Source organism: Magnetococcales bacterium, assembly GCA_015228935.1.
GTDB lineage: Bacteria > Pseudomonadota > Magnetococcia > Magnetococcales > DC0425bin3 > HA3dbin3.
Genome location: JADGCO010000004.1, coordinates 19,812 through 45,308, shown reverse-complemented (window position 1 = coordinate 45,308; position 25,497 = coordinate 19,812). Strand labels below are relative to the sequence as shown.

Genomic DNA, 25,497 nt, shown 5'->3' with positions numbered 1-25,497 from the left:
GCAATCGGGCGTGTCCTTACGATTGGTTCATCCGATCAGATTTCATACATTTTTATTGGGTCATTCTTGTGGATTTTGCTGGACTGGACGGATGAAATCCTGGACAATCCGCAACCAGGCAAGGCTGTCATGGCGTTTTGAAACACAGAAACGAGCTTGGATATATCGATGCATGCTCATCAGGATGACCGGAAGGCTTTCGGGCGTTTTGCCGAGGATCTGGCTGCCGGGCATTTGAGCCGAACCGGCTACCGCATTCTCGAACGCAATGTCCGGTTTCGACGGGGTGAATTGGATATTGTTGCCTTGCAGGGTGATACCCTGGTTTTTTGTGAAGTCAAGGCGCGACGCACGGATACCTATGGTTCTCCCGCCGAGGCCATCGATTTTCGCAAACAACGCCGTCTGACGCTGCTGGCCACGCTTTACCTGCAAGCCCATCCGGAATATTCAAATCATTTCTGCCGTTTCGATGCCGTGCTGATTACACGCCAGGGGCCAGGCTGGAAAGTTGAAGTACTCCAGAATGCTTTTCCTTGAACAAGAACAGGATGCCGCTCAACAAGAACGGGATGCCGTGGACCCAAAATTTTTCATGCATCCCTGGCCTGTTTTTGTTTCTTTTGACTTGCTTTTTGAAAATCAGGAGCGGATAATCGGCGGATTGTATAGCGTGGGGCCGTAGCTCAGATGGGAGAGCGCAGCGTTCGCAATGCTGAAGTCGGGGGTTCGATTCCCCCCGGCTCCACCAGAATTTCCGGGATGGTTTCGGGTTTGACGATCCGGATCATCGTCATTTTCCCTGCTGCAAATGGGCAGCGGCAGCCCGGATGAGTTGCATGGCTTCCCAATCGGTTTTTGATTCTCCGACTGGAGGATCGCCAATCTCCTGTTCCAGGTGACGCACTCTCTCCGTATCCTCCGCAGTGAGGTGAGGTTTGGCGAGAATCGAGGCGCGTTCCTGCATCAACTGCTCCATGGTTTCCGAACGCAGGGGTACCCCGAATAAATCACTAGACAAAATTTGATCGATGCGCCAATTGCGAATATTTTCTGGATTGTTATCAATGATGACTTGATCGCCTTCCCGGCGAAGAACGGCAATGTTGGTGCGGGCATCTGTGGCGGCTTGCGCAATCAGGGGGCTGTGAGCGGTAACGATAAACTGGGTATTTTGGAAGTGTTGACTGAGATGGTGCATGATTTTGCGTTGCCATTGCGGATGCATGTGCAAGTCAATTTCATCCACCAGCACAATGGCTGGTTCTGCCAAAGGATCAGGGCTTTCTGGATAGTGGTCAAACATGCGTGCCGCCAAATCCACCACCCACCCCATCATGGTGCGATATCCCAGACTCAATTGATCGAATTTTACCCAACCATAAGGGGTCCTGAATTCTACCTTAGGCAAATCCTTTGCCCGTTCTGGAGGCACGATACGGATTTCCTCAATATCCGGTAACAAATCAACAAGTGTGTCTTGAATTGTTTTCAGGCGAAATTTAGCTCTTTCCTGAATTTTCGATTCCTTGCTGGCTGTATAATCCGCATTCAACAGCCATTTTTCAGGATTTAATAAATTAATCTCCTCTATTAGTGAATATTCTTGATTGTCTATTTCTTTTCTATCTCCAATCTCATTGCTAAACAAACGATTTTGCCCATATTTTCTGATAAATAATGAATAATATTTTTCTTCTATTTTAGAATAACCATACGTTGATATAAATTTATGGTTTGATAACAAACGAATTTCAACGCCAGAACGATCATTTATAAATTTATTATTTATAGTAGAAAAAATATATTCAATACCTAAAAACAAACTTCCAGTATTTCTTGAGAATTTATCAAATGAAATTCTGCCGTTCCCGGATAGATATGGACGAACGCAAATTTTATCTGATTCCATGAGCTTCATTTTGTACGGCATCATTTCATACAAACACTGCAATAGAGTCGTTTTTCCAGACCCATTATTACCTAACAATACAGTCCACTTGGCCCACGAGCCATTTTCATCGGAAAGATTGAGTCTTTGTCTATCTTTAAAGCAGCGAACATTTTCAACTTCCAAGGCCGTATAATAAAACTGTTTGACTTCAATCGGGGCATCCACCATTTTTTCTGCTGCATTTTGGGTCATGTCTGGTGTCCCACGGCTGCCATGTGTCATGCGTGAAGATTGTGCGTTGGCCCACGGTCGTCAAGTCTGCGACACCTTTGGAAAACAAATCCAGGGAAAATCACCTCTGATAAAAAAATCAGTGCAGATAATTTAATTTCTGCATCATGAAACGCTGATTTTCACTTGCCAACCGATCATGCCGGGTCCTACCATTTTCGGTGAGGGATGGGAAGCAAGTCTGTACCAGTGACCATGTCGATGTGCTGATGGCATTTTCCTGATGCAGCGTCTCCATGCCAACCGCGTTTGTTGAGGCTTCAAAGAGGAAAGGGGATAAAAGTGTTTCAGATCCGTATTCATGGAAGGGGAGGTCAGGGGGTGGTTTCTGCTGCCGAGATGTTGTCGGTGGCGGCCTTCCTGGAAGGGCGTCATGCCCAGGCCTTCCCAAGCTTTGGTTCCGAGCGGATGGGAGCGCCCGTGATTTCCTACTGTCGAATCGACGACAAGGAAATTCGCCTGCGTGAACCCATCATGAAACCGGACGCCATCATTATCCAGGATCCCACCCTGCTGCACTCCGTGGATGTTTTTTCCGGATGCTCGCCGACCGGGTTTATCCTGATCAACTCAAGCAAAAGTTACGAAGAGTTGGGCATTGCCGACTTCGTAACCAAATTCCCCTCCCGGAATATCGGAAAAGTGGATGCCACGGAACTGGCCATCAAACATGTCGGTCGCCCCGTACCCAATGCCTCATTGTTGGGAATATTCGCTGCTGTTACGGGTCAGATCAATTTGGACTCGGTCATCGCCGCCGTGAAGGAAAAATTTCCGGGCAAGGTCGGCGAAGCCAATATCCTGGCAGCCCGTGAAGCCTTCGAAAAGGCCAAGGCAAACATCGGGGGAGGATCCTGAACCATGTTGAAACAGATTGAAGGTTCCCAGGCCGTTGCCGAGGCCATCGCCCTCTGTCGGCCCCAAGTGATCTGCGCCTATCCCATCACACCGCAGACCCATATCGTGGAAGGTCTGGCCTCGCTGGTAAAAGCCAACCAATTGCAAGGGTGTGAGTTTGTCAACGTCGAATCCGAGTTTGCGGCCCTCAGCGGCGTCATCGGTTCCTCGGCGGCGGGTGTTCGCAGCTATACGGCCACGTCGAGTCAGGGGTTGCTGTTCATGGCCGAAGCGGTCTACAACGCTTCCGGCCTCGGTCTGCCCATTGTCATGACCATCGGCAACCGCGCCATCGGTGCCCCGATCAACATCTGGAATGACCACTCGGACAGCATGGCCATGCGCGACTCCGGCTGGATCCAGATCTTTGCCGAAACCAACCAGGAAGCCGTGGATCTGCACATTCTCGCCTTCCGCCTCGCCGAAGAGCTGAGCTGCCCTGTCATGGTCTGCGTGGATGGGTTCATCCTGACCCATGCCTACGAACGGGTCGATATTCCCACCCAGGAACAGGTCGATGCCTTCCTCCCTCCCTACGAACCCGTGCAGGTTCTTGATACAAAAGAGCCGGTCTCCATCGGGGCCATGGTGGGACCGGATGCCTTCGCGGAAGTCCGCTATCTCGCCCACCACAAACAAATGCGCGCCCTGGATCTGATCCCGGAAATCAGCGCGGATTTCGAAAAACATTTCGGGCGCAAATCCGGCGGTCTCATCCATCACTACCGCACCGAAGGGGCCGAGACCATCGTCGTGGCCCTTGGTTCCATCAATGGTACCATCAAGGACGTGATTGATGACATGCGGTCCGAGGAGAACACGCCCATCGGTTCCATCAGCCTCTGCTCCTTCCGCCCCTTCCCGCTGGCCGCCATCCGGGAGTCGCTCAAGGATGCCAAGTGCATCATTGTGGTGGAAAAGAGTCTGGACGTGGGTCTGGGTGGTGTTGTGGACCCGAATATTCGCATGGCCCTGCGTGGTCTGCGCAAACCCCTCTTCACCGCCATTGCCGGTCTGGGGGGACGCCCCATCACCAAAAACTCCCTGCGAAACTTCTTCAACAAAGCCATGAAGGGCGAACTGGATACACCACACTTCCTGGACCTTGACTGGGCTGTGGTCAACCGGGAACTGGAACGCGGTCGCAAAACCCGCCGCTCCGGCCCTATTGCCGAAAATATTCTGCGCGATATCGGTCCGGGGGGACCCCTGGCCGGAGGAGAGTCATCATGACCGATACGTCATCCGAACAACCTGTCAAATTCTATCAGAAGGGCACCTATACGGTCAGTAATCGCCTGGTGGATGCCCGCAATCGCCTGGTGCAGTCCAGCATGGACCGCAACAACTCCCTGACCTGCGGCCATCGCGCCTGCCAGGGATGTGGCGAAGCCCTCGGTGCCCGCTATGCTGTTGATGCCGCCATGCGCGCCAGCAACAACCAACTGATTGCCGTCAATGCCACGGGCTGCCTGGAAGTGTTTACGACTCCCTATCCGGAAACCTCCTGGCAGATTCCCTGGGTCCACTCTCTGTTCGGCAACGCGGCGGCTGTGGCCTCAGGTGTTGCCGCAGCCTTGCGCGTCAAGGGGGACAAGCGGATCCGCGTCCTTGCCCAGGGTGGTGACGGCGGTACCACGGACATTGGCTTCGGCTGCCTCTCGGGCATGTTCGAACGCAACGATGATGTGCTGTACATCTGCTACGACAACCAAGCCTACATGAATACCGGCGTGCAACGTTCCAGCGCCACCCCGCCCGCCGCCCGCACTGCCACGACCCCGGCTGTCGGCGATGAACCCGGCAACGTTTTCGGAACCGGCAAGGATGTCCCCCGCATCGCCATGGCCCATCGCATTCCCTACGTGGCGACGGCGAGTGTCGCCAACCTGAAGGACCTGGAGTACAAGGTTTTCAAGGCCATGGGGATTCACGGTGCCCGTTACATCCACATCTCCGTTCCCTGCCCGTTGGGATGGGGAAGCGCCCCCCAAGACACGGTGCGCGTCGCCCGCATGGCCGTCGAATGTGGTCTCTACCCCCTGTATGAAGCAGAATTCGGCGAAGTGACCCACGTCCACAAAATCCGGCGGCGCATCCCCGTGCAGGAATATCTGCTCCTGCAAAAAAGGTTTGCCCATCTGTTCCGGAAAGACAAACCCGATACCAAACGAATCAAAGCCATCCAAGACATGGCTGACGCCAACATCAAACGCTACAACCTCCTCGTGGAGGCCGGCTCATGACCATGATCAAACCTTTCGCCATCACGCTGGATCCTGGTTCCAGCCTTTCCAACCATACCGGCTCCTGGCGGACCTTCCGTCCCGTTTACCTGGACCGGATGCCCCCCTGCAACGACACCTGCCCGGCAGGCGAAAATATTCAAAAGTGGCTTTTCCACGCCGAGGAGGGAGATTATCACTCCGCCTGGATGGAAATCATGCGTAACAATCCCATGCCTGCCATCATGGGCCGTGCCTGTTATCATACGTGTGAAAATGCCTGCAATCGTGGCCACCTGGATGAGACGGTCGGCATTCATGCCGTGGAGCGTTTTCTGGGCGATCTCGCCATCGACAAGGGGTGGATCGTTCGCCTGGAAAGTCAGCCGACAGGCAAGAAAATTCTGGTGGTCGGTTCCGGACCTGGTGGACTTTCTGCGGCCTATCACCTCACGCTTCTCGGACACAAGGTGGTCATTCACGAGGCCGCTCCCAAAGCCGGTGGCTTGATGCGCTATGGCATTCCCCGCTACCGCCTGCCAACCTCTGTCCTGGAAGCCGAAATTTCCCGCATCGAGGCCCTGGGCGTGCGCATCATGCTCAACTCCCCGGTTCAGGATCTGGACGCCACCATGCGAGACGGCGGTTTTGATGCTGCCTTCATTGCCGTCGGGGCGCAATTGGCCAAAACCCAGAAACTCAATTCCGATGGTTCCATCAAGGCCTTGTATGCCATCGATGTGTTGCGCCAGCTCGAATTGGGTGAAAACGTTCCGGACATGGGCAAACGGGTTGTCGTCATCGGCGGTGGTAACGTTGCCATCGATGCCGCCCGTTCTGCCATTCGCCTGGGCGGTCAGGTTACCATTGCCTACCGCCGCACCAGGGAGCGCATGCCCGCCCACGACTTTGAAATCAGGGAAGCCCTTGAAGAAGGCGTCAAACTGGAATGTCTGCGCCGGGTCAGTGAAGTCAAGGAGGGGTTTGTCATCCTCGACAAAATGGTCCTCGACGACACCGGCTGGCCGCAACCAACCGGTCAAATGGAATATCTGGAGGCCGATTCCATCGTTCTCGCGCTCGGCCAGGATGTCCAGGCCCCGTTCCTGCAAAATGTTTCAGGCATCAAATTCAGCGAAGGCAATCTGATCGTTGACGAACATATGATGACTGGACGTGCCGGAGTATTTGCCGGTGGTGACATGGTGCCTTCCAATCGCACCATGACCACTGCGGTGGGACATGGCAAAAAAGCGGCCCGCAATATTGATGCCTTCCTGCGCGGCGTCCAGTATGCCCCGCCCAAAAAGCATGAAATTGCCACCTTTGAAAATCTCAACCCCTGGTACTACGATGATGCCCCGAAGACTGTCCAACCCACGTTGGATTTGATTCGCAGACAGTCGGGTTTCGAGGAGGTGTTGGGCAATCTGGACGAAAGCAACGCGCTTTTCGAAGCGCGGCGCTGCCTCTCCTGCGGTAACTGCTTTGAGTGTGACAACTGCTACAGCGTTTGCCCGGACAACTCGATCATCAAGCTTGGACCCGGACGGCGTTTTGAATTCAAGTACGATTACTGCAAAGGGTGTGGATTGTGCGTCCGCGAATGTCCTTGCGGTGCCATCAAGATCCAATTGGAAAACATCTAGTCCAACCTTGCGAAAACCTGCACAAGGAGGGGGAAAAGCAGTTCTTCCCCCTCTTTTTTTTCTTTCTTTTAGAGGCTGTTTAATAACTTGTTCATTTCAAAAAACGAATGAAAAACCGGGCAAGCGTTCATGTATAATGATCAAGAGTCCGGCATTTGTTTATAACGTGCCCTTTTGCGATAAATGGTAGAAGGATTGATCTCCAGACGTGAAGCTGCCTGAGGAACATTGCCGCCACACAAACGAATTGCCTTTTCAATGGCATCCATTTCAACTTGCCAAAGAGGCATAATGGCATCCGAGTCTTTTGGAGTTGTTGCGTCCGAACGGACGGAGGTATTTTTGTTCGCATACCGATCCATTGGTTCCAGACCGGATTGGACAGGGGAAGAGGGTATATTGTATATCTCGGGCGGCAACATGGATGGCACAATCATTTCGCCATTGTTCAGGACCACGCTCCGGCGAATGATGTTTTGCAATTGACGGACATTCCCTGGCCAGGGATTTTCCAGCAACAAACGTTCGGCTTCAGGTGAAAAGGCCTTGAATTTTTTTCCTTCTTCCTGGGAATAGAGTTCCAGAAATTTTTTGGCGATCAACAGCACATCCTGACCGCGTTCCCGCAGGGCGGGCAGTTGGATGGGGATGACATTCAAGCGGAAAAACAAATCCTCCCGAAAATGTCCGGCCTGGACCTCTTGCCAGGGATCCTTGTTGGTGGCACAGATGAAACGAATATCCACATTTTCCATATGGTTACTGCCCACTTTTTGGAAGGTTCCGGTCTGAACGAAGCGCAACAGCTTGCCTTGCAGCTCGAAATCCAACTCACAAATTTCGTCCAGAAAGAGGGATCCGCCGTGGGCACGGGTTGCGGCCCCTTCGCGATCGCTGATGGCACCACTGAAAGAACCACGTACATGACCGAAAATTTCACTTTCCATCAAATCCCGGGGTATGGCTGCACAATTGATTGCCACCAGGGATTTGCTGCGGCGTGGACTCAGGCGATGGACTGCCTCGGCACAAATTTCTTTGCCACTGCCGGATTCACCGGTGATCAACACTGTGGCCCGACTCGAAGCGGCACTTTCGATAATCCGGTAGATTCCCTGCATGACGGTTGAGGAACCGATGAATCCCTGAAAATCCTGTCGGTCAAAATTTTTTCGGTAATCATGTACCAGTGTGGAAAGACGCCGGTGTTCCAGGGAGTTTTTCAGGGTAACGAGTAACCTGTTGGCTGAGAATGGTTTTTCAAGAAAATCGCAAGCTCCCAGATGCAAAGCCTCGACGGCCATATCCACGGAGCCGTATCCGGTGATGATCACCACAGAGACAGGCAGGGATTCCTTGTGGATATGCTTGAGGATTTCCATACCATTGATATCAGGTAGTTTCAAATCCAGGAGCAGCAGATCCGGCGGGGCCTGTCCAAGAATATCCAGAGCCTCCTGACCAGTCCTGACGTGAGTGACCTGCCAGGGTTCGGCATACATATATCCCATGTAGACAGCAGCCATGGATTCGCTATCTTCGACCAGCAGAATCGTGTGACTTGTTTTCATATTTCGCTTGCACCCATGATAGTTTCCTCTTCACCCTGGTGCCCATTGTGCCACACTTCGGTCTGAATTGTTACAAATTAATTGTGTCTGGTTGTATTTCCTGACTGGCGTGGCGACGGACCCTGCCACCCGGTTCCAGCCTCGGCAGACTCGAAAAGCGGGATTCATGATAATCATTTAAAAGGGAAACGACCTCTGCTAAGATGAAGGATGCGTGGTGGCAAAAGGGTGATGGATAAAGTCGTATCCAGATGCAATCGGGGAGAGAGCAACATGAGTGACCTGATGTCGGAAGTCAACCAGAGAACCAATCTGGCTTTCAGCAACGAAATGGAGATGCTGACTTTTTTCCTGACTGATGGCCAATTGTACGGTCTGAATGTTTTCAAGATCATTGAAATATTGGAGTGTCCAAAGCAGGTCACACGCATTCCACAGTCCCACCCGGCCATCAAGGGAACCATCGATTTCCGTGGTTCAGCCATATCATTGATTGACCTTTCCCACGCCCTTGGATTGGAACCGCTTGATTTTGGAAATGTTATCAGCTACGTCATGGTGTGTGAATACAGTACGTCAGTCCAGGGTTTTCTGATTTCCCAGCCGAATCATCTGGTCCACAAAAGCTGGGACGATATCATCAGTCCCGAAGGTGAGGTTTACGATGACAGTTTTCTGACTGCCATCACCTACGAAGGGGACAAACCCATTCAGATTTTGGATGTGGAAAAAATCCTGAGTGAAATCATAGGAATAGAAGATAAGGTTTCCGATGACCTGTTGGAAAAAGCCAACCAGGTCGTCCGTAAAGATCACCAAATTCTGGCCGTGGATGATTCACGTGCCGCACGGCAATTGATCAGTTCAGCACTGGACCAGATAGGAATCCGGCACACGTTGGCAGAAAATGCCGAAAAAGCATTAAAAATTCTTGAAAAGACCATTGAAAACGGTGGAGTGTGTCCTTACACTCTGATTCTCTCCGATATTGAAATGCCTATCATGGATGGTTTCACCTTTACCCGCAAAGTAAAATCCAATCCGCATCTGTCAAAGATTCATTTGGCCCTGCACAGTTCATTGAGCAACCAGTCAAATGCTTATAAAGCCAAACAAATGGGGGCGGATGATTTCATCCCTAAATTCCAACCCGACCGTATTATCCAGGCAATTCTGGATCAATTGGCCAAAGTGGATCAAGAAGCACATGACGCTGCATGACAGGTCCTGATCGTCGGGTACATCTCGATACATTCAAGGTATGATCTTGTGTTCACGTAATTTTTGTATAATTCGTTCACGAGAGACCGGTTTATTGATGTAATCCGTGCATCCGCCCTTCATGAATGCCCGCAATACGGTTTCTGCGGTATCGACGGAAGTTACTATGAAAATGGTGACTTCATTTTCCTCAGAAATACCATTCCATGCTTCAATGGTACGGATTTTTTGCAGGGCCAGCAGACCATCAACGATAGGCATCATGATATCCAGACAAACCAGATCGAACGAAACTTTATCTTCCAGGGCCTGTTTGAATATTTCCACCGCTTCCTTGCCGTTTTCCACCAGGGTACATTCCCCATAAGGAGCAAGGATTTTTTTCATGATGATACGATTGGACAGTTCATCGTCGGCAATCAAGATGCGCATCATAAATCCTCAAATAAAAAATATTCTAGTTAGACATATTACAGGGTTGCATGTCCTGTCAACCAGACTGTAGTGCCGTATTTGCAAGGTAGAAGGCGTATTTACGATCTTCATGCAAAATATGGTCAATAAGCCATCCCTGGAAAAATTCAAGAAACTCATCACCATTTTTCCAGTCTTCCCGGGCCATTTGATTTAACATGTTCTGCAAAGAGATACTCAAAATATTATGTTGTTCCTGATGTGCTTTGACTTCTGGGTAGCCACGGCAAAGCAGGTATTTTTCTTCAGTTTGAAAATGAAATTCAGTGTAACTGATCAGAAAGTTAGAAATCTCCTGCAAGCGCAAGGTGGAATCTGAATTTTTCAAGCCAAAATACAGCTTGGCACCCATCTGAAACATTTTTTGATGGTGAATATCCAAATCCTTGACATCAACACTGAACTCATCATGCCATTGAAAGGCCGAAGGACCGTTCGTCGAACAATGCAAAACCATTTTTTTGCGTTTTTCGTGAGTTTCAAATATTTTCCATTGGATAATGGGAATATGGTGCAGATGATCCCAGGGAATTTCGTAAAGGGTACTTTGTTCAATGGTCCGGATATGAAATATGGCCGGGATTCCAAAAACGGCTGTTTCTTCATTGAAAAATTCGCCCTCTTCCAGAACTTCAAGAGTATCCTGCCCCAATTGGCGTTCGAGGTGTCCCTGAGCCACGATATAAATGCTTTTTGGATTGATTTCATTCAGAATCAAGCCAGTCTTCAAGGTGTGTACTGCCGTATGGCTGGCAATCTGATCGTAAACCGGATCTGAAATGCCTTCATTGAATAACCACGTTCCTTTCAAAGGTTCGCGAATCTTCATCAATTGTTCAATCCTGGGACCCAGGGCGTTTTCATTGATGAATCTTGTATATAATGATACAGGAATACGCAAGGCCTGAACAAAACTGGCCGTGCGAAACGTTTGAATGGACTGGACCTGAAAAAGGCCGGCGATTTCTCCCACCAGGGTCCCGGCATAGAGCAGACCACGTGACGAGCGCGATGTTGATTGAATGATTTCCACGGTTCCAGAAAGGATGAGGAACAAATTTTCCGGAATTTGTTTTGCCTTGAGAATAATGGTATGAGGATTGAATTCCACCAGGGGATTATTCAACAACATGGCCAACTGATGAATGGCGACCGTTGGAAAGTAAACGCGCAGAAAATCCTTGGCGAACGTTCCCCAATAGTCTCGATAGGCCGGAATCAATAAATCCACGGTCCCGAAAGGCGCGCCAGATCCAATCTCTTTCTGTTGATCGGTGAATGGCTGAGACGTATGGGCCAGAATCACCTTTTTGGAAGTGTCATCGCGAAAATCCTCGGCAACGCCATGGATCATGCCGCCGCCGATATCCAGTTTTTTGACATCCGCCGGCATGAAATAATTGTTGCGTACACGCTCCAGCAAGGCCGGCACCAGGGGATGATTCGAGTCTGATCCGCTCCCGACTGTTGGCGTGGTCATTTCCTGGAGAAGTTTCAGGGAGATGATATCGGCCAGATGGGCATAGGAACGGTATCCGTCCTCGCCGGGCGTGCGAAAATAAAAAACAGTTGTTTCAACCGGATGTGGCGAATATAAAGGCTTTACATACAGGCCATCGACAGGGTTCCACACTTCGGCTTGCAGGTCGTGAACTGCAAAAAAATCCGTGAATTTTTCCGGATCCATGCCCACGAGTGCGGCCAGTTTCAGGGTGACGGATCTGCGCACCAGGGATGTGGCATAATATTTAATACGATGATCGGCACGGATCAGGCTGGTCAGCCCGGCCATATGGTCATCGTGGGAGTGGGTATGAAAAATTCCATCCACCTCGTTGATGCCAATCCCCAGGGCCAGAAGTGTATTCTGAATATTGGGTCCGGCGTCAATCAGATATATCCTGCCTTGAAAAACAAGGATGCTGCCCATGCTGGGGCGATTGATATCCCAGCCATCGCCTTCGCCGGAATGAATGATGGAAAAATAGTCCCGGGGGATTTTGTGGAAACCCATGGGATAGGGGGATTGATAATTTTCATGGGACGACAAATGCAAATCCACGCTGACCGTTTCCCCCCGGAAACTGAATTCGTATAAATTGGTTCGCAACCGGCGGATGAACAAGCCATTACGAATCTCCACCAATTGATCACCCACCACACACACGTCCAAAAAATCCTTGGGGGGGCGTATTTTACCAAAGGCAAATTTCAGCTTGAGTGCCAACATTTCACGGGCGAGCGCTGGTGTGGCACCGGCGGCCAGCATTTCGGCTTCGGTTACCAGCCCATAATTACCCCGGTGGATGTACTCCATCTGGGAGTTGACCTGTTCCCGGATACCAATCAGCAGGGGTTTGATCCCGGAGTTATTGGGATGTCCGGGAATGATCATTCCCTGTCGATAGAGCATTTGCAGAACAGGAAACTCGGCCAGGTTGGAAAAATCGCCGTTTTGCAACAGGGTATCGGCCAGCAGAATGGCGTTGGGACCGGTTTCAAAGTGGGCACCGTTTTTTTCGGTGGAAAGAATCAATCCTCGTTTCATCAGGTGTTTGACACTGTCGGCTGGACAACCACACAGGATGCGCATGTCGGCATCTGGCGCTTCAACCCAACTGATTCCCGTGCTGATTTGAATTTTCTTCAGATAACTCATCCTTGTCCCCCCTCCTGATACAATCTGGATCGCAGCGCGGATGTTCTGATTTCCGACGATATTCAGGCCTGGATTCCGACGATATTCAGGCTTGGTTGAGCGGTTTCCTGGGCAGATGGACGATGAGGGTCGTTTCGTTCAATTCATTGGCAGGTGCCAGCTCAATGCTACCCCCCTGAGCTTCGGTGATCAACTTGGCCGAATAAGTTCCCAGTCCGGTTCCCATTTTTTTTCCATGTGTCACGCACTTTTCAAAAAAACGGTCCCGAATAGATTCCGGAACGCTTCCCTGATTATGAATGGTCACGGTATTCATGCTTTCTTCTTCCCGCAAGGTGATCGTAATTGTTGCATTCCTGGGAGAAGCTTCCACCGAATTTTTTATCAGATTGGCTAAAACTGAATAACAGAGTATTTCTTCCCCCCAGACAATAAAATGTTCATCCAATCGGGCTGGTCGTTCCTGGACAAGGATAATAATATCAATTTTCATGGTTCTGATCAACCCATCCATGTCTTGATGGACGTTTTTCAAAACGGCAATCAGATCCACATCACCGGGTTTCAAATCGTAGATGCCCTGTTCCATGCGATAAAGTCCCAGGGAAAGGTTGATCATATGCAATGATCTGTAGGCATCCTGGCGGATGATCATTAACGATTTTTTATTCTCTTCTGAAATATCATCATCTTCCAACAAAAGTTCGGTAAAGCCGATAATGCCATTCAAGGGTGATTTCATGTCATGGCGGGTGATCTGTTCCACTTGAACGCGCAATTTTTCCGCATCGGAAAGGGCCTTGTTTTGTCTTTCAAGTTGCCTCAATGTTGCCTGGAGGACAAGATGGTTGTTGACCCTGACCTTGACCACGGCGGGATTGAATGGTTTGGTAATGTAATCAACAGCACCCAGTTCCAACCCCATTTTTTCACTTTCCGGCTCTCCAAGTCCCGTAATGAAGATGATCGGAATATGGCGGGTAGGCGCATGGGCCTTCAATCTTTTGCAGACTTCAAAGCCATCCATCTCTGGCATCAGGATATCCAGAAGAATCAGATCAATGTGCTTTGATTTTGCTGTTTCCAGACCGGCCAGGCCATGGGTGGCAACCAGGATTTTGCATTCACTGGAGAGAATGGAAACCAGCGTTTTGATGTTGGCTGGAACATCATCGACGATCAAGAGTACCGGCTTGCCGGAATTTTCTCTTGTTTCGAGATCCTTGTTTGAACTTTCTGCTGTTCCCATCAAACATTCCCCGAATTTTCCGATTGACAAAGTTCTGAATCAATAACAACAAATTACAAAAACAGCCATAAAATAGGTTAAAACATGCCCATAACACTGGTAAAACACGTCAGGAAGATTGCAGTTCAATCATGGTGATGTCATCTGCCTGTGGGGTATTCTTGCGAAAATTTTTCAAATGTTCTTCCAGGCGTGTCAAGGGTTCGCCGTTGGCATAAATCTGTTGCAGAGTCACAACAAGACGTTCCGACCCAAACATGTGTCCTTCGGCGTTCATCACTTCAATGATTCCGTCGGAAAAAGCCACCACACGTTCATGAGGAAGCAAGGTTGCAGATTGAATGACCTGTGAAGTTTCAATTTCCGGCAGGACGCCCAGGGGGAGATATTTGGGTGATATTTCTTCAACCACGTCATTCTGGCGGAAAAGCAACAGGGATGGCATGCCTCCGTTCCAAACCCGAAGTTGACGAAAATCCTTGGACAATTCGATGAAAATGGCCGCCAGAAAAACGTGTTGGGGAAGCTTGGCATAGAGTTTCTTGTTGATTTCCAAAAGAATCTCTTCCATGGGAAATTTCTTGGCAGTCATGGCATGGAAAATATCCACCACCAGGGGACCACCGACAGCCGCTGAAAGTCCATGCCCAGTAAAGTCGCCCAGAAAAACGTGCATGATACCATCGTCACGACGTTCTGCCAGTAAAATATCGCCGGTCGTTTTTTCCACGGGAGTTTCGAGCGAACGGATCCCGGGTTCATTCACCTGGGAAAGAGAAGTCCGCATCTTGAGAATAATATTTTCAACCATGCTGCGTTCAAAAGCGAGCAACTCTTTTTGTGTCCGCAGACGGGTTATGGCGGATTGCAGGGATATCTGGGTCTGGACTCGTGCCCGGATGATCGGTGGACGGTAGGGTTTGGAAATGTAATCGACCCCACCCACCTTGAACCCGTATGTTTCGTCTTTTTCTTCATCCAGGGCGGTGACAAAAATAACGGGAATTTCACGGGTCAGGGGATCTTCCTTCAAGCGCCGACAGACTTCGAAACCATCCATGCCGGGCATCATGACATCCAGCAGGATCAGGTCTGGTTGCGGGTGGGCATGCGCCAGATCCAGGGCTTTTTTTCCGTTCTTGGCGGCCATGACGATATAGTCGTTTTGCAAAAGGATAGTCAGAATGCGCAAATTATCGACGACATCGTCCACCACGAGAATTCTCGGTTTTTCCATGCGCAGCACCTTGTCCAAATATGCACGTAACTATTCAGATCTTCCCATTAAAAAACGTTCGAAAAACTGGTAAGGAGGCCCAGGAGGAAGGGCTGTGCCCTTCCTCCTGGCGGGGTTTGGGGCGGAGCCCCAACAAAATCTTTCATATCAAATCCTTTTTTTGCAAGGGTTCTGAATAGTTACCCCGAACGTTCCAATTGTTCAACGATTCCCTGGAGCAGTGTTCGGGCCGCATCTGTTTCGAACTGGGACAGTTCCATATTGATCTGATGTCCTGTTTTTTCAAGTTTTGTTCCCTTGAAGAGGGTGACCAGTTGTTCAGAAAGTTCCAGAGATTTGGTCACATCCAGATCAAGGTTGGCGAGCAGATCCTGTACCAATTCCAGAATGTGATTCTTGGCCAAGGGTGGCATCTGCCCCGGAGCATTATCCAGGAAATTCTCCACTTCCACCAAGGAAGAAAGCCCGGAGCGCAATCCGGTCATGAGTTCTTGGAATCTGGCATCGAAAATGGCCATGGCCAATTCGCGAGGACCTTGTTCGGGTTGATTCAGGCTCTCTTCCAGGGAATTGATGGCCAACAGGAGGGGCATCGCCCCGATTGTACCTGCCACGCCTTTCATGAATTGAAGTCGGTGACGGACCTGGTCCAGGGATTTTTTATCCCACTCCTGGTGAAGGATTTCCATGAACTGGGCATGGCGATCCCGAAACCCGTTCAATGTCTGGCGAAACTGGTTGACATCACCTCCTGCCAGACCCAATCCGGTCTGGATGTCGATCCCGGGCAGGTACCAATCTTGGCCTTCTTCGATAACTTGGGTGGTCATGCGGGGTGTTGTCTGGTGCAGATTCAGGTCCAGAAGATCAAGCATGCTGTTGAGAAGTGTTCCGGAAATGACTGGTTTGAACACCAATCCGCACGGTTCCTTCTGATCGAGAATTTTCTGGATCCTGTCTCGATTTCGTGAAGAAACCATAAATAGAACAATAAGATGATTTTGTGCAGGCAGGTTGCGTATGCGTCGGGCAGTCTCAAAGCCATCGGTGGACGACTGGTCCATGTCCACAAGGAGAATGTCGAAGGGGGATGTGTTTTCAGTTAGGGCACGATGCTCCAGTTGGGACAACTCAGTCGGGTTGGCAGAAAGGGCTGTCGTTTCCATACCATGGTATTTCAACAAGTTGACCATGGTTTCCCGGGCCAGGGAATTTTCCTCGATCACCAGGATCCGTTGCCGACGCAGAGCGGAAAGACGTGCCAAGTGGGTGAGAGACTGGGCTGATTCTTTCAAATCGAACCAGGCTGTAAACTGGAATGTACTGCCTTGACCGGGGTGACTTTCCAGTTGAATCTCCCCCCCCATCATGCGTACCAGACGCTCGCTGATTCCCAAACCGAGACCGACACCACTGAAGCGGCGGCTGCGCGAGTTGTCTCCCTGGGAAAAAGTGCTGAAAATCCAGGAACGCTCTTCTGGTGAAATGCCGATACCCGTGTCCGTGATGGCAAAACGAATCGCCATGCGATCCCTGGTGCTACGGCCTGGTTCCATGACGATGAGAATGTACCCTTTTTCGGTGAATTTCAGGGCATTTCCAACCAGATTCCCAAGCACCTGACCCAGACGTTGTGGATCGCCATGCAGTTCCGGGGGGATGGCAGGATGGACCCGGAAAATAATATCCAGACCATGGGAGTTGGTTGAATTGATCATGGCAGCCAGATGGGTCAGAACGTCATCCATCTGAAAGGGAATATTGTCCAGGGTCATTTGGCCGGCATCGATCTTCGAAAGATCCAAAATATCGTTGAGAATGCTCAATAACGCCCGTCCTGCCTCCTGAACCCGTTTGAGATAATCACGTTGGACGGGCGGCAGCTCTCCCTGGGCAACCAGATAGCTGAGATTGATGATCGCGTTCAATGGGGTACGAATTTCATGGCTCATATTGGCCAAAAATTCCGATTTGGCCTGATTGGCTCTCTCGGCTTCGCGTTTGGCCTGTACCAGACGTTCTTCCATCACCTTGCGGGGCGTCATATCCAGGTCAGCGCCCACCATGCGCAATGGGGCACCGCGTCCATCCCGTTCGATAACCTTGCCCCGGTCCAGGATCCATAACCAATGCCCCTCACGATGTCGCATGCGATGTTCCGAGACAAAGCTTCCGACATATCCCTGAAAATGGTCGTTGACGGCCTTGGTGAATTGCGGCAGATCTTCCGGATGGATCAGGTTGTGCCAAGTGGCCAGATTGGGATGAATTTCATCCGGTTCATAACCAAACATTCTGGCCCAGCGTGGACTGAAGTGAACGATCCCGGTCTGCACATTCCAATCCCAGACCCCCTCATCGATGGCTTCCAGAGTGGAATTCAGACGTGCTTCGTTTTCCAGGAGGGACCGTTCCACCTTGCGTTGCTCGGTGACATCCTCCTTGATCGCCAAAAAATGCGTGATTTGTCCGTCCCCGTCCAGAATGGGAGAAATGGATGCCGATTCCCAAAAAAATGTCCCGTCTTTCTTTCGGTTACGAAACTCACCCCGCCAGGTTTCGCCATTCAGAATGGTTTGCCAGAGAGCCGCATAATCGGCAGGAGATTTTTCCCTGGAGGCAAGAAAACGGGGATTGCGTCCCATGACTTCATCCGAGGAATATCCGGTAACCTGACAAAATTTGGGATTGACATATTCGAGGTGGCCCCTGATATCGGTGATCATGACCACGCTTGAACTTTGTTCGACGGCAATGAAAAGCTTACGCAAATTTGCTTCTGCATCCATCTGTTGGGTGATGTCCTGAAACACGACGACAGCTCCCTGCGGAACCCCATCCACCAGGGCCGGACTGACCACGAGATTGACTGGGGTCTTGTGGCCATCCCGGGTGCGAAAATAAACCAGGGGTACAGTACGGGTTTTCCCATCGTGCAATGTGGCGCAAACAGGACAATCCCGGAAATTTTCCTTGTCATGTTGCATCTGGTTCTGGTTGTCGATGGAGCGGGGCAATGACACACCACTCCACTCGTGAAAAGAGCGGCCAATGATCTGATCGCGGACCAAGCCAATCATGGCCATGCCAACCGGATTAATGAAGGTTGCCACTCCGTTAGCGTCCAAACCACAGATGCCGACGGCCACGGCTTCGAGAACCAATTGATTTTTCCGGTTGGCTTCCAGGAGCGCCTGTTGGGCCTGCTTGATATCGGTGATGTCCTTGTGGACACCAAGAATACCGATGATTTGTCCCGTGGCAGAGAGAAACGGCATCTTGCTGGTTCGCAGCCAGCGTTCACCATGGCCTGGAGAGACCAGTTTGACTTCATAATCCAGTTTGGGCTGTCCGTGTTCGATGACTTCGATGTCTTCCAGACGGTATTGTGCGGCATCCTCGCGCCAGGGCATTTCGAGATCACTGCACCCGATGATGGACGCCGGATGGTCCAGACTTCCATCTGCGGCAAAGCGTTGATTACAGCCAAGATAACGACCATGCGTATCTTTCCAGAATACGCCCACGGGAATGGTATCGAGAATCTGGCGCAAGGTCTGGCGGGATTCTTCCAGTTCCCGGGTTCGTTCGTGGACCCGGCTTGCCAACAGTTGATGGGCGTTTTGTATCTCACCAGCCATGCTGTTGAAGGCATGGGCAACCTGTGACAGTTCATCGTTTCCCTGGATATGGATCCGGGTTGCCAGATTTCCGGCGGCCAGATCGGCGGCGGCCCTGACCAGCAACTCCACACGTCGGGTCACATGCCAGTGAAACAAGATGCCGAATCCGACAGCCAGAGGAAAGAATGAGCCAAAAAAAATCAAAGTTTTATGCCATGCCTGTTGTTGACTCATGGCTGCCATGCGTTGCAGATCGAAGGTCATCCAGACCGTTGCCAATTTTTTGGAGTCGGACTTTCCCTCCTGACTGGTAACCCAGAGCCGGTGATAGCCGGCGGCAAACTCCTCGGCCATGACGAATCCTTCATCTTCGGGTCCAAAACCGGGAGAGGATTGTTCCAGAATTTTTTGCAGAGATTGGCGATGTTTGAGGGAAAGCGAGGCGACTGGCTGCCCCACTTCTTCGGGCTGCGAACTTGCCAGAACCAAATCATCAGGACCCACGACCAGAACGTGTGTGACATCCTGATGTGACGCCTCAAACCGGACATGGTCACGGATTCGTTTTATAACGTTCTTGTCCAGGAGAAGATCCGGGGAACGATTCCATTCATATTCAATCGAATGCGCCATTTGGGCCAGGTATACCTGAAAGACTCCCCTCGCCTCTTGTCGGGCCAGGCGTCGGGTGTCATGGTATTCCCATAAAATGGCAATGACGGCCGTACAAAGTGTAAACAATAACAACAATAACGGAACAATGGTCCGCAGTGACAGAGGCAAGGAGAGATTCATTGAATTGCTCCCGGGGAGGGGGCAGGATTGTTCCGGAAAACAGGGGTCTGAAACGTGCCAACACACGGACAAACCCTTCACCCATGCATGATACCCGGATGCCCTCGGAAAATGAACCCCGTTTGATCTGGATCAAGTCCGGCCTTCGTACCAGGGACGGGTGCCATTGACCACCCGGACCACACCAAGCATCACCGGAACCTCGATCAGAACGCCCACAACTGTGGCCAGAGCAGCACCCGAATCGAACCCGAACAGCGTGATGGCTGTGGCCACTGCCAACTCAAAAAAATTGCTGGCTCCGATGAGGGCCGAGGGACAGGCCACGGCATGTTTTTCGCCCACCAGCCGGTTAAGCCAATAGGCCAGGGCCGAATTGAAAAACACCTGGATCAGGATCGGCACGGCCAGCATGGCCATGATCAGGGGCTGTTTCAGAATGGCAGGTCCCTGAAATGCAAAAAGCAGCACGAGGGTGGTGAGCAATGCCCCGACCGACCATGGTCCCATGTTCTTCAGGGCCGACTCCAGGGTTGACTCACCTTTGTTCAGCCACCATTTCCGCATGATTTGAGCCAGAATGACGGGTATGACAATGTAGATCACCACCGACATGAACAGGGTTTGCCATGGTACTACGATGGCCGACATGCCCAACAAATAACCCACCAACGGGGCAAAGGCGAAGATCATGATCGTGTCGTTGAGAACAACCTGGGTCAGCGTAAAATAGGGATCGCCATGGCTGAGCCGGCTCCAGACAAAGACCATGGCCGTACAGGGGGCTGCCGCCAGCAGGATCAAACCGGCAATATAGCTGTCCAGTTGCCCGGCAGGCAGATGGGGAGCAAACACGTGGCGCACGAATATCCAGCCCAACAGGGCCATGGAAAACGGTTTGATCAGCCAGTTGACCAACAGGGTGACACCGACGCCTCGCCAATGTGACCGCACCTGATGCAGCGCACCAAAGTCAATCCTGACCAGCATGGGTATGACCATCACCCAGATCAACACGCCCACCGGAATATTGACCTGGGCAAATTCCAACCGACCAATGAACTGAAACAGGCCAGGAAACCCCTTGCCAAGGGCCGTGCCTACCCCAATGCAAAGACAGACCCACAGGGTCAGGAAGCGTTCAAAAAAATGAATGGGAGTTTCCGTGACAGGTCTGGTTGCTCCTTTTTCATGTGGAGACCCCACGATTTGTTACCTTTCCGTATCGTCTGGAATGTGCCCGATGTGATCCAGTGCCAGTTTGGTTACTGCCTTGTTTTGCAGGTCCAACCCCAGGGCAACAAATACCTGAACCCGTTTTTCGATATGATGAAATATTTTCGCGAAGGCTTGGCGTTTATCCGCATCACTTCCTTCGACCGCCGCCGGATCGGCAAAACCCCAGTGGGTCGAGATCGGGGCACCCGGCCAGACCGGACAAACCTCGCCGGCGGCATTCGCGCACACCGTAATGACCACATCCATGGACGGTGCATCGGGGCGGGAAAACTCGTCCCAACTCTTGCTGCGAAGCGTATCCGTCGGATATCCCAATTGGGCCACCTGTTCCACGGCAAAGGGGTTGACCCGACCCGTGGGGTGACTTCCCGCGCTGTAGGCCTGAAAACGGCCTTTTCCCAGGGTGTTGATGAGAGCTTCAGCCATGATGCTGCGGGCCGAATTGCCAGTACACAACACCAGAACATTGCAGGGTTTGACATTCATGCGTTGATGTTCTCTCGCTCAAGGCTTTGGAAGAGGGTTCTCGGAAGGAGGAACCAATCCACAAGGATTGCCACCACAACAATTTTCCGTCAGAAAGGCAACCAGGGCATTGATGGTCACATAATTGGCCGCGTAGATGACAAAGCGTCCCTGTGGTCGCGACGTGACCATGTTGGCATGCAACAATTCCTTCAAATGAAACGTCAACGATGACGGCAAAATGCCCGTTGCCTTGCCGATTTTTCCAGCCGGCAAGCCCGGGGGGCCGGCCTGTACCAGGCACCGAAAAATGGCCAGACGCGACTCCTGAGCCAAAGCCGCCAGCGCTACGATGACAGAGTCGGTTTCCATATTTCAATAATAATCGAAATATGGAAATGTTCAAGGAGAAATCCTTTGTTGCAGAAAAGTCAGGACTTATTCCAGAAAAGTCAGGACCATACCGAGTGGCTGGAGTTCACGCACAGCCATTTTGAGGCTGGCACGCCCGGGCCAGGTGGTACGAATTTTCATTTTGTCTCCCGGGGACTCTTCGCTGCGAAACAGGCGCATGGCATCGAGCAAACCTTTGCCTTCAGGGAGGCTATCGATGGAAGAGGATGTCCCTGGTTTGCTGGCAAAGTAGGGCAAGGCTGCCTGGCTCAGAACAACAATCTTGTTGCTGTCATCAATGATCAAGAGAGGTTGGGCAGATTGTTCCAGGAGGAGCCGGTAAGCATTTTTTTCTGCCGTGGCCTTGCAAATGATGCGCGCCTTTTCCAGGGAATTGGCAGTTTGTTCGGCCATTTGCACGAGGCGTTCCAGATGCGGGGTATCGAAAGTCCCTTTGGTTTCATGTTGCGCAAAGATCATGGCACTGACCCGCTCCTGGAAAAAAAACGGTACCGCCATGGCAGAACCGGTTTCCCACTGATCCTGGGGCAGGACCACCCAACGGGGATCCTGGGTCACATCCCGCAACAGGGCCGGTTGGCGATTGGCGTAGACCCATCCTCCCAGGCCATCTTTCATGACTTTCAAGACATTATAGGTGGCAAATTCGGGTGTCTGCCCGGGTCTGGCAAGAATCTGATGTTTGACCGAGCCACTCTCATCCAGAACGAGGATGGAGCCACGATCCGCATCTGCAATCTCCAACGTCAGCTTCAAAATGCGCCCGAGGAGAACATCCAGATCGGTTTCCGTATTTAACTGTTTCATGAGTACAGGACTGAGGTTGGGCGGGGAAGATTCGTTCATGCCTGTTGATTCCTCTCTTCTGAATGATTCCAAAAAATGGATACTGATAGAAAATCGCCATGATTGCAAAAATAAATCAGCAGTCCGAACTGTGAAGATTCAGCCTCCGGCCTTGATCACCCTGTCGGCTGACAGGGTCGGGCAAATTGGAAGAATCATGAAATTCATCATGTGCCAAATCTTGAGTGAAAATATCCTGTTCACGAAGCGTGCCGTTCAAAGAACAGTGTCACCAAAATAACCACTCAATCGGCTTTCTTCGCTGTTGATGCCAAGGGCAACACCCCTGGGCAGGCGGCAATAGAGAGTGGCGGGAAAAATTCTGCGTATGGAAAATCCACTTTGCGCGACAGCACGACCGATGATTTCGTGATATTCGGGAACAATCAACATGGACAGTCGCTTTTTTTCACTGTAGCGAATCGCCCCACGAATCATGGCCACAAAAGGGGTGATCGATGTCCATTCGCTCCAAAGATCCAGGCAAAGGAGTCGCCCGGTATTTTCCGGATTTTCCGTTGAAAGATGCACAAAGAGACCGTAGCCAATCAAGGTTTCATCGCACGTGTAACAGCCAAACAGGACCAGATGATGGACGGGGTTGCTGCACAGGATCCAGTTCAGATCAGAAGCAGAGCGCAGATTGGTAAAGCTGAATTGATGATCGGTCCGTTGCCACAAACGATCAAATTCTGGACCTGCATCATGCAGGAGACGAACGTGCAGGTTCCCGGTTCTTGATGAATCAATCCAGCCGTAGACTTTTTGGAACAAACGGGTCACCATTGCCGCCGGATAGGCCAGGAACTGCGGCAACTTTTTTTTCTGGATCAACTGCCCGGCCAGAAACGACGTATTGGTCACAAACAGGTGTTCAATGAAATATTCGGTCAGATTTCGAAACCTGAATCCCCGCAGGACAGAAGCCAACTCCGGGGTTGTCGTTGTACAGAATACGGGTCGTGACTTGGTATCGGTGAGGAGGGCGGATAAGAGCCGGATGCTTTCCTGCTGATGTTCAGGGAGTATCCGCAACAGGGAGAGGTTGCTGACCGTGACCATCTGACCCAGAAGCTGAATATGGCTTGGAATATCGACCAGCACTCCCACGATGCTTGTTTCATCCTGGAGCATCCAGCCCCGCACCCAACCGGTTTGGAAGGCCGGATTTTCGTCCCACCAAAAACGAAATCGACGTTCCCATAGGTCCAAAGCCAACGTTCTCTCGGGCTTGGAGGCACAGAACGCTGCCAGGGCTGAATAGTCAGTCGATTGAATGGGTATCAATCTGGTCATGTTGTCCAGTTCTGTTGGTCATGGCAATCCTGGAATGACAGAGGATGGGTATGGCACCCGGAATTCCCTGCATCCGACCTGAAGCCAACGCGCATGCTACTGTGGAACAATCCTTTTTGGCAACCGAATTCTTCTCCCAAATCCACAACTTGTTCCTTTATCGGTGACGGGGCAAGCGGATTTGACGCCATCGAGTAAAAGACGAGGCACTGGTGAACAATGGCTTCCATTTAATATTATTTGAGTTCAGGAGTGTTTCATGCCAAAATCCGTGGTATCGGGGGTCAGGAGTAACAAATCCATTGGCTTGGCGCACTTCGCTTCTTTTGTTTCGCAAATAAACTCCAGATCCAAATCGCCAAGTGTGATCGGCCAAAATAATTGAGGTGTATCATGAAAATCAATATCCAGTTGGACATCACGCCTGCCGAAGGGCGATCTTTTCTTGGGCTTCCAGACGTGGAACCCTTGCAACGGGAAGTCATTGACCATGTTCGCAACAAGGTTATTGCGGGGATGGAAGCCTTTGACCCACTCAACCTGAACCTGAAAAAGATTACAGAGTCCTATTTTTCTCTCTATCCGCAGTGGCTCGACACCTTCAATCGGAAAGCGAATAAACAGGACCCCAAATGAAAATTCTTGCCACCCGGATTGCAAGGAAGGGGTTGTGTTCCTGGCCCGGTCAAGCGGAAATTCCCGCCACTTGAGTTGCAAAGTGGTAACGATCCTGTATGGTCAAGGCAAGGCGGTCAGCCGGGGCCAGTGGACCCACACCGGCTGGGGTTCCAGTCAAGACAACATCTCCCGGATACAAGGTAAAATAGCCGGAAATCTTCGTGAGCAGGGATGCTGGATTCCAGATCATGTCCAGCGTATGGCCTTCCTGCCGCAAAACCCCGTTGACATGCAGGGAAAAACGCAGACCGGTTGCCACATCGGCAGCCAACTCGTCACTCCGAATGAATGGTGTGATCGGACATGAGCGGTCGAAAGCCTTGGCCAGCTCCCAGGGATGTCCGGCCTGTTTCAGACGGGTTTGGACATCCCGCAAGGTCAGGTCCAAGGCACCGGCATACCCCGCAACTGCCCTGAGTACTTGGCCGGGCGATGCGTCTTGCAAGGTTTCACCGATTAGTACCGCAATTTCCGTTTCAAAGTGACAAACGTGTCCGTGGCGTGGCAATTGCACCGGATCCTGAAATGGAACAAGAGCCGCAGTCGGTTTCATGAACAGGACAGGATCCTCTCCTTCCCGGTTTTGTAATTCCCGGACATGTTCGTGATAATTGCGACCGACACAGACCACCTTTCCGGTCGGTAAACCGGCGGTTTTTCCATCCAGAAACATATGCTTATAAGTTGTATTCACAGTCGGTTTCCATGATTGTCAGGTGCATTCCGGCGTCTCCCACATTTTTCCTGGATGGTAGCATGATGTACCTGATCTGC

At 51.1% G+C, this 25,497-nt stretch carries 20 protein-coding genes and 1 tRNA gene; 7 read left to right on the top strand and 14 right to left on the bottom strand.

What is annotated here, in order from left to right; translation table 11 throughout:
* The first annotated feature begins 168 nt into the window (after positions 1-168).
* Both HQL65_02390 and HQL65_02385 read left to right on the top strand, forming a co-directional pair.
* Positions 169-540: a YraN family protein gene (locus tag HQL65_02390; GenBank protein ID MBF0135061.1), complete on the top strand. Its 372-nt coding sequence runs from the start codon at positions 169-171 to the stop codon at positions 538-540.
* A gap of 135 nt (positions 541-675) precedes the next feature.
* Positions 676-751: transfer RNA gene (locus tag HQL65_02385), tRNA-Ala, on the top strand.
* Positions 752-793: 42 nt separating this feature from the next.
* On the opposite strand, the gene HQL65_02380 is transcribed toward HQL65_02385, so the two are convergent.
* Complete coding sequence (locus HQL65_02380) at positions 794-2,146, bottom strand: AAA family ATPase (protein MBF0135060.1); 1,353 nt, start codon at positions 2,144-2,146, stop codon at positions 794-796.
* Between the two features lie 321 nt (positions 2,147-2,467).
* Between HQL65_02380 and HQL65_02375 the strand changes: the two genes are divergently transcribed.
* Genes HQL65_02375 through HQL65_02360 form a run of 4 tightly spaced genes read left to right on the top strand, consistent with a single transcriptional unit; the run spans position 2,468 to position 6,956 of the window.
* A complete protein-coding gene (locus tag HQL65_02375; protein MBF0135059.1) occupies positions 2,468-3,043 on the top strand; it encodes a 2-oxoacid:acceptor oxidoreductase family protein in 576 nt (191 codons plus the stop codon).
* A 3-nt stretch (positions 3,044-3,046) separates the two neighbouring features.
* A complete protein-coding gene (gene porA / locus HQL65_02370) occupies positions 3,047-4,315 on the top strand; it encodes a pyruvate ferredoxin oxidoreductase (GenBank protein MBF0135058.1) in 1,269 nt (422 codons plus the stop codon).
* The gene (locus HQL65_02365; GenBank protein ID MBF0135057.1) at positions 4,312-5,328 is read left to right on the top strand and encodes a pyruvate ferredoxin oxidoreductase; all 1,017 of its coding nucleotides are present in this window, start codon (positions 4,312-4,314) and stop codon (positions 5,326-5,328) included. The genes porA and HQL65_02365 overlap by 4 nt, the downstream gene beginning before the upstream one ends.
* A 2-nt stretch (positions 5,329-5,330) precedes the next feature.
* The gene (locus HQL65_02360) at positions 5,331-6,956 is read left to right on the top strand and encodes an NAD(P)-binding protein (protein ID MBF0135056.1); all 1,626 of its coding nucleotides are present in this window, start codon (positions 5,331-5,333) and stop codon (positions 6,954-6,956) included.
* 140 nt (positions 6,957-7,096) lie between these two features.
* Here HQL65_02360 and HQL65_02355 read toward each other — a convergent pair whose 3' ends face one another.
* Positions 7,097-8,527 (bottom strand): sigma-54-dependent Fis family transcriptional regulator, encoded by a 1,431-nt coding sequence (locus tag HQL65_02355; protein ID MBF0135055.1) that lies wholly within the window; start codon positions 8,525-8,527, stop codon positions 7,097-7,099.
* Between the two features lie 273 nt (positions 8,528-8,800).
* On the opposite strand from HQL65_02355, the gene HQL65_02350 reads away from it, so the two are divergent.
* On the top strand, positions 8,801-9,748 hold the full coding sequence (locus tag HQL65_02350; GenBank protein ID MBF0135054.1) for a chemotaxis protein CheV: 948 nt from the start codon (positions 8,801-8,803) through the stop codon (positions 9,746-9,748).
* 33 nt (positions 9,749-9,781) lie between these two features.
* Here the strand turns inward: HQL65_02350 and HQL65_02345 are convergent, their stop codons facing one another.
* The 12 genes from HQL65_02345 to HQL65_02290 all read right to left on the bottom strand — a co-directional run bounded on the left by HQL65_02345 (position 9,782) and on the right by HQL65_02290 (position 25,396).
* Positions 9,782-10,183, bottom strand: a complete 402-nt coding sequence (locus HQL65_02345; protein ID MBF0135053.1) for a response regulator — start codon at positions 10,181-10,183, stop codon at positions 9,782-9,784.
* A gap of 55 nt (positions 10,184-10,238) precedes the next feature.
* Positions 10,239-12,881: a bacteriohemerythrin gene (locus HQL65_02340; GenBank protein MBF0135052.1), complete on the bottom strand. Its 2,643-nt coding sequence runs from the start codon at positions 12,879-12,881 to the stop codon at positions 10,239-10,241.
* 85 nt (positions 12,882-12,966) lie between these two features.
* The gene (locus HQL65_02335; GenBank protein ID MBF0135051.1) at positions 12,967-14,130 is read right to left on the bottom strand and encodes a response regulator; all 1,164 of its coding nucleotides are present in this window, start codon (positions 14,128-14,130) and stop codon (positions 12,967-12,969) included.
* Positions 14,131-14,239: 109 nt separating this feature from the next.
* On the bottom strand, positions 14,240-15,367 hold the full coding sequence (locus HQL65_02330; protein ID MBF0135050.1) for a SpoIIE family protein phosphatase: 1,128 nt from the start codon (positions 15,365-15,367) through the stop codon (positions 14,240-14,242).
* Positions 15,368-15,546: 179 nt separating this feature from the next.
* Positions 15,547-19,785 carry a PAS domain S-box protein gene (locus HQL65_02325; GenBank protein ID MBF0135049.1) on the bottom strand — a complete coding sequence of 1,413 codons (4,239 nt, stop codon included), beginning with the start codon at positions 19,783-19,785 and terminating at the stop codon, positions 15,547-15,549.
* A 132-nt stretch (positions 19,786-19,917) separates the two neighbouring features.
* Positions 19,918-20,940, bottom strand: coding sequence for an ACR3 family arsenite efflux transporter (gene arsB, locus HQL65_02320; GenBank protein ID MBF0135048.1), 1,023 nt, complete (start codon positions 20,938-20,940; stop codon positions 19,918-19,920).
* Positions 20,941-20,997: 57 nt separating this feature from the next.
* The gene (locus HQL65_02315) at positions 20,998-21,510 is read right to left on the bottom strand and encodes an arsenate reductase ArsC (GenBank protein MBF0135047.1); all 513 of its coding nucleotides are present in this window, start codon (positions 21,508-21,510) and stop codon (positions 20,998-21,000) included.
* An 18-nt stretch (positions 21,511-21,528) separates the two neighbouring features.
* The gene (locus tag HQL65_02310; GenBank protein MBF0135046.1) at positions 21,529-21,861 is read right to left on the bottom strand and encodes a helix-turn-helix transcriptional regulator; all 333 of its coding nucleotides are present in this window, start codon (positions 21,859-21,861) and stop codon (positions 21,529-21,531) included.
* Positions 21,862-21,927: 66 nt separating this feature from the next.
* Positions 21,928-22,749 carry a GAF domain-containing protein gene (locus HQL65_02305; protein ID MBF0135045.1) on the bottom strand — a complete coding sequence of 274 codons (822 nt, stop codon included), beginning with the start codon at positions 22,747-22,749 and terminating at the stop codon, positions 21,928-21,930.
* Positions 22,750-22,965: 216 nt separating this feature from the next.
* Positions 22,966-24,045, bottom strand: coding sequence for a hypothetical protein (locus tag HQL65_02300; GenBank protein MBF0135044.1), 1,080 nt, complete (start codon positions 24,043-24,045; stop codon positions 22,966-22,968).
* Between the two features lie 246 nt (positions 24,046-24,291).
* On the bottom strand, positions 24,292-24,762 hold the full coding sequence (locus tag HQL65_02295) for a hypothetical protein (GenBank protein ID MBF0135043.1): 471 nt from the start codon (positions 24,760-24,762) through the stop codon (positions 24,292-24,294).
* Positions 24,731-25,396 carry a fumarylacetoacetate hydrolase family protein gene (locus HQL65_02290; GenBank protein ID MBF0135042.1) on the bottom strand — a complete coding sequence of 222 codons (666 nt, stop codon included), beginning with the start codon at positions 25,394-25,396 and terminating at the stop codon, positions 24,731-24,733. The genes HQL65_02295 and HQL65_02290 overlap by 32 nt, the downstream gene beginning before the upstream one ends.
* Between the last annotated feature and the right edge of the window lie 101 nt (positions 25,397-25,497).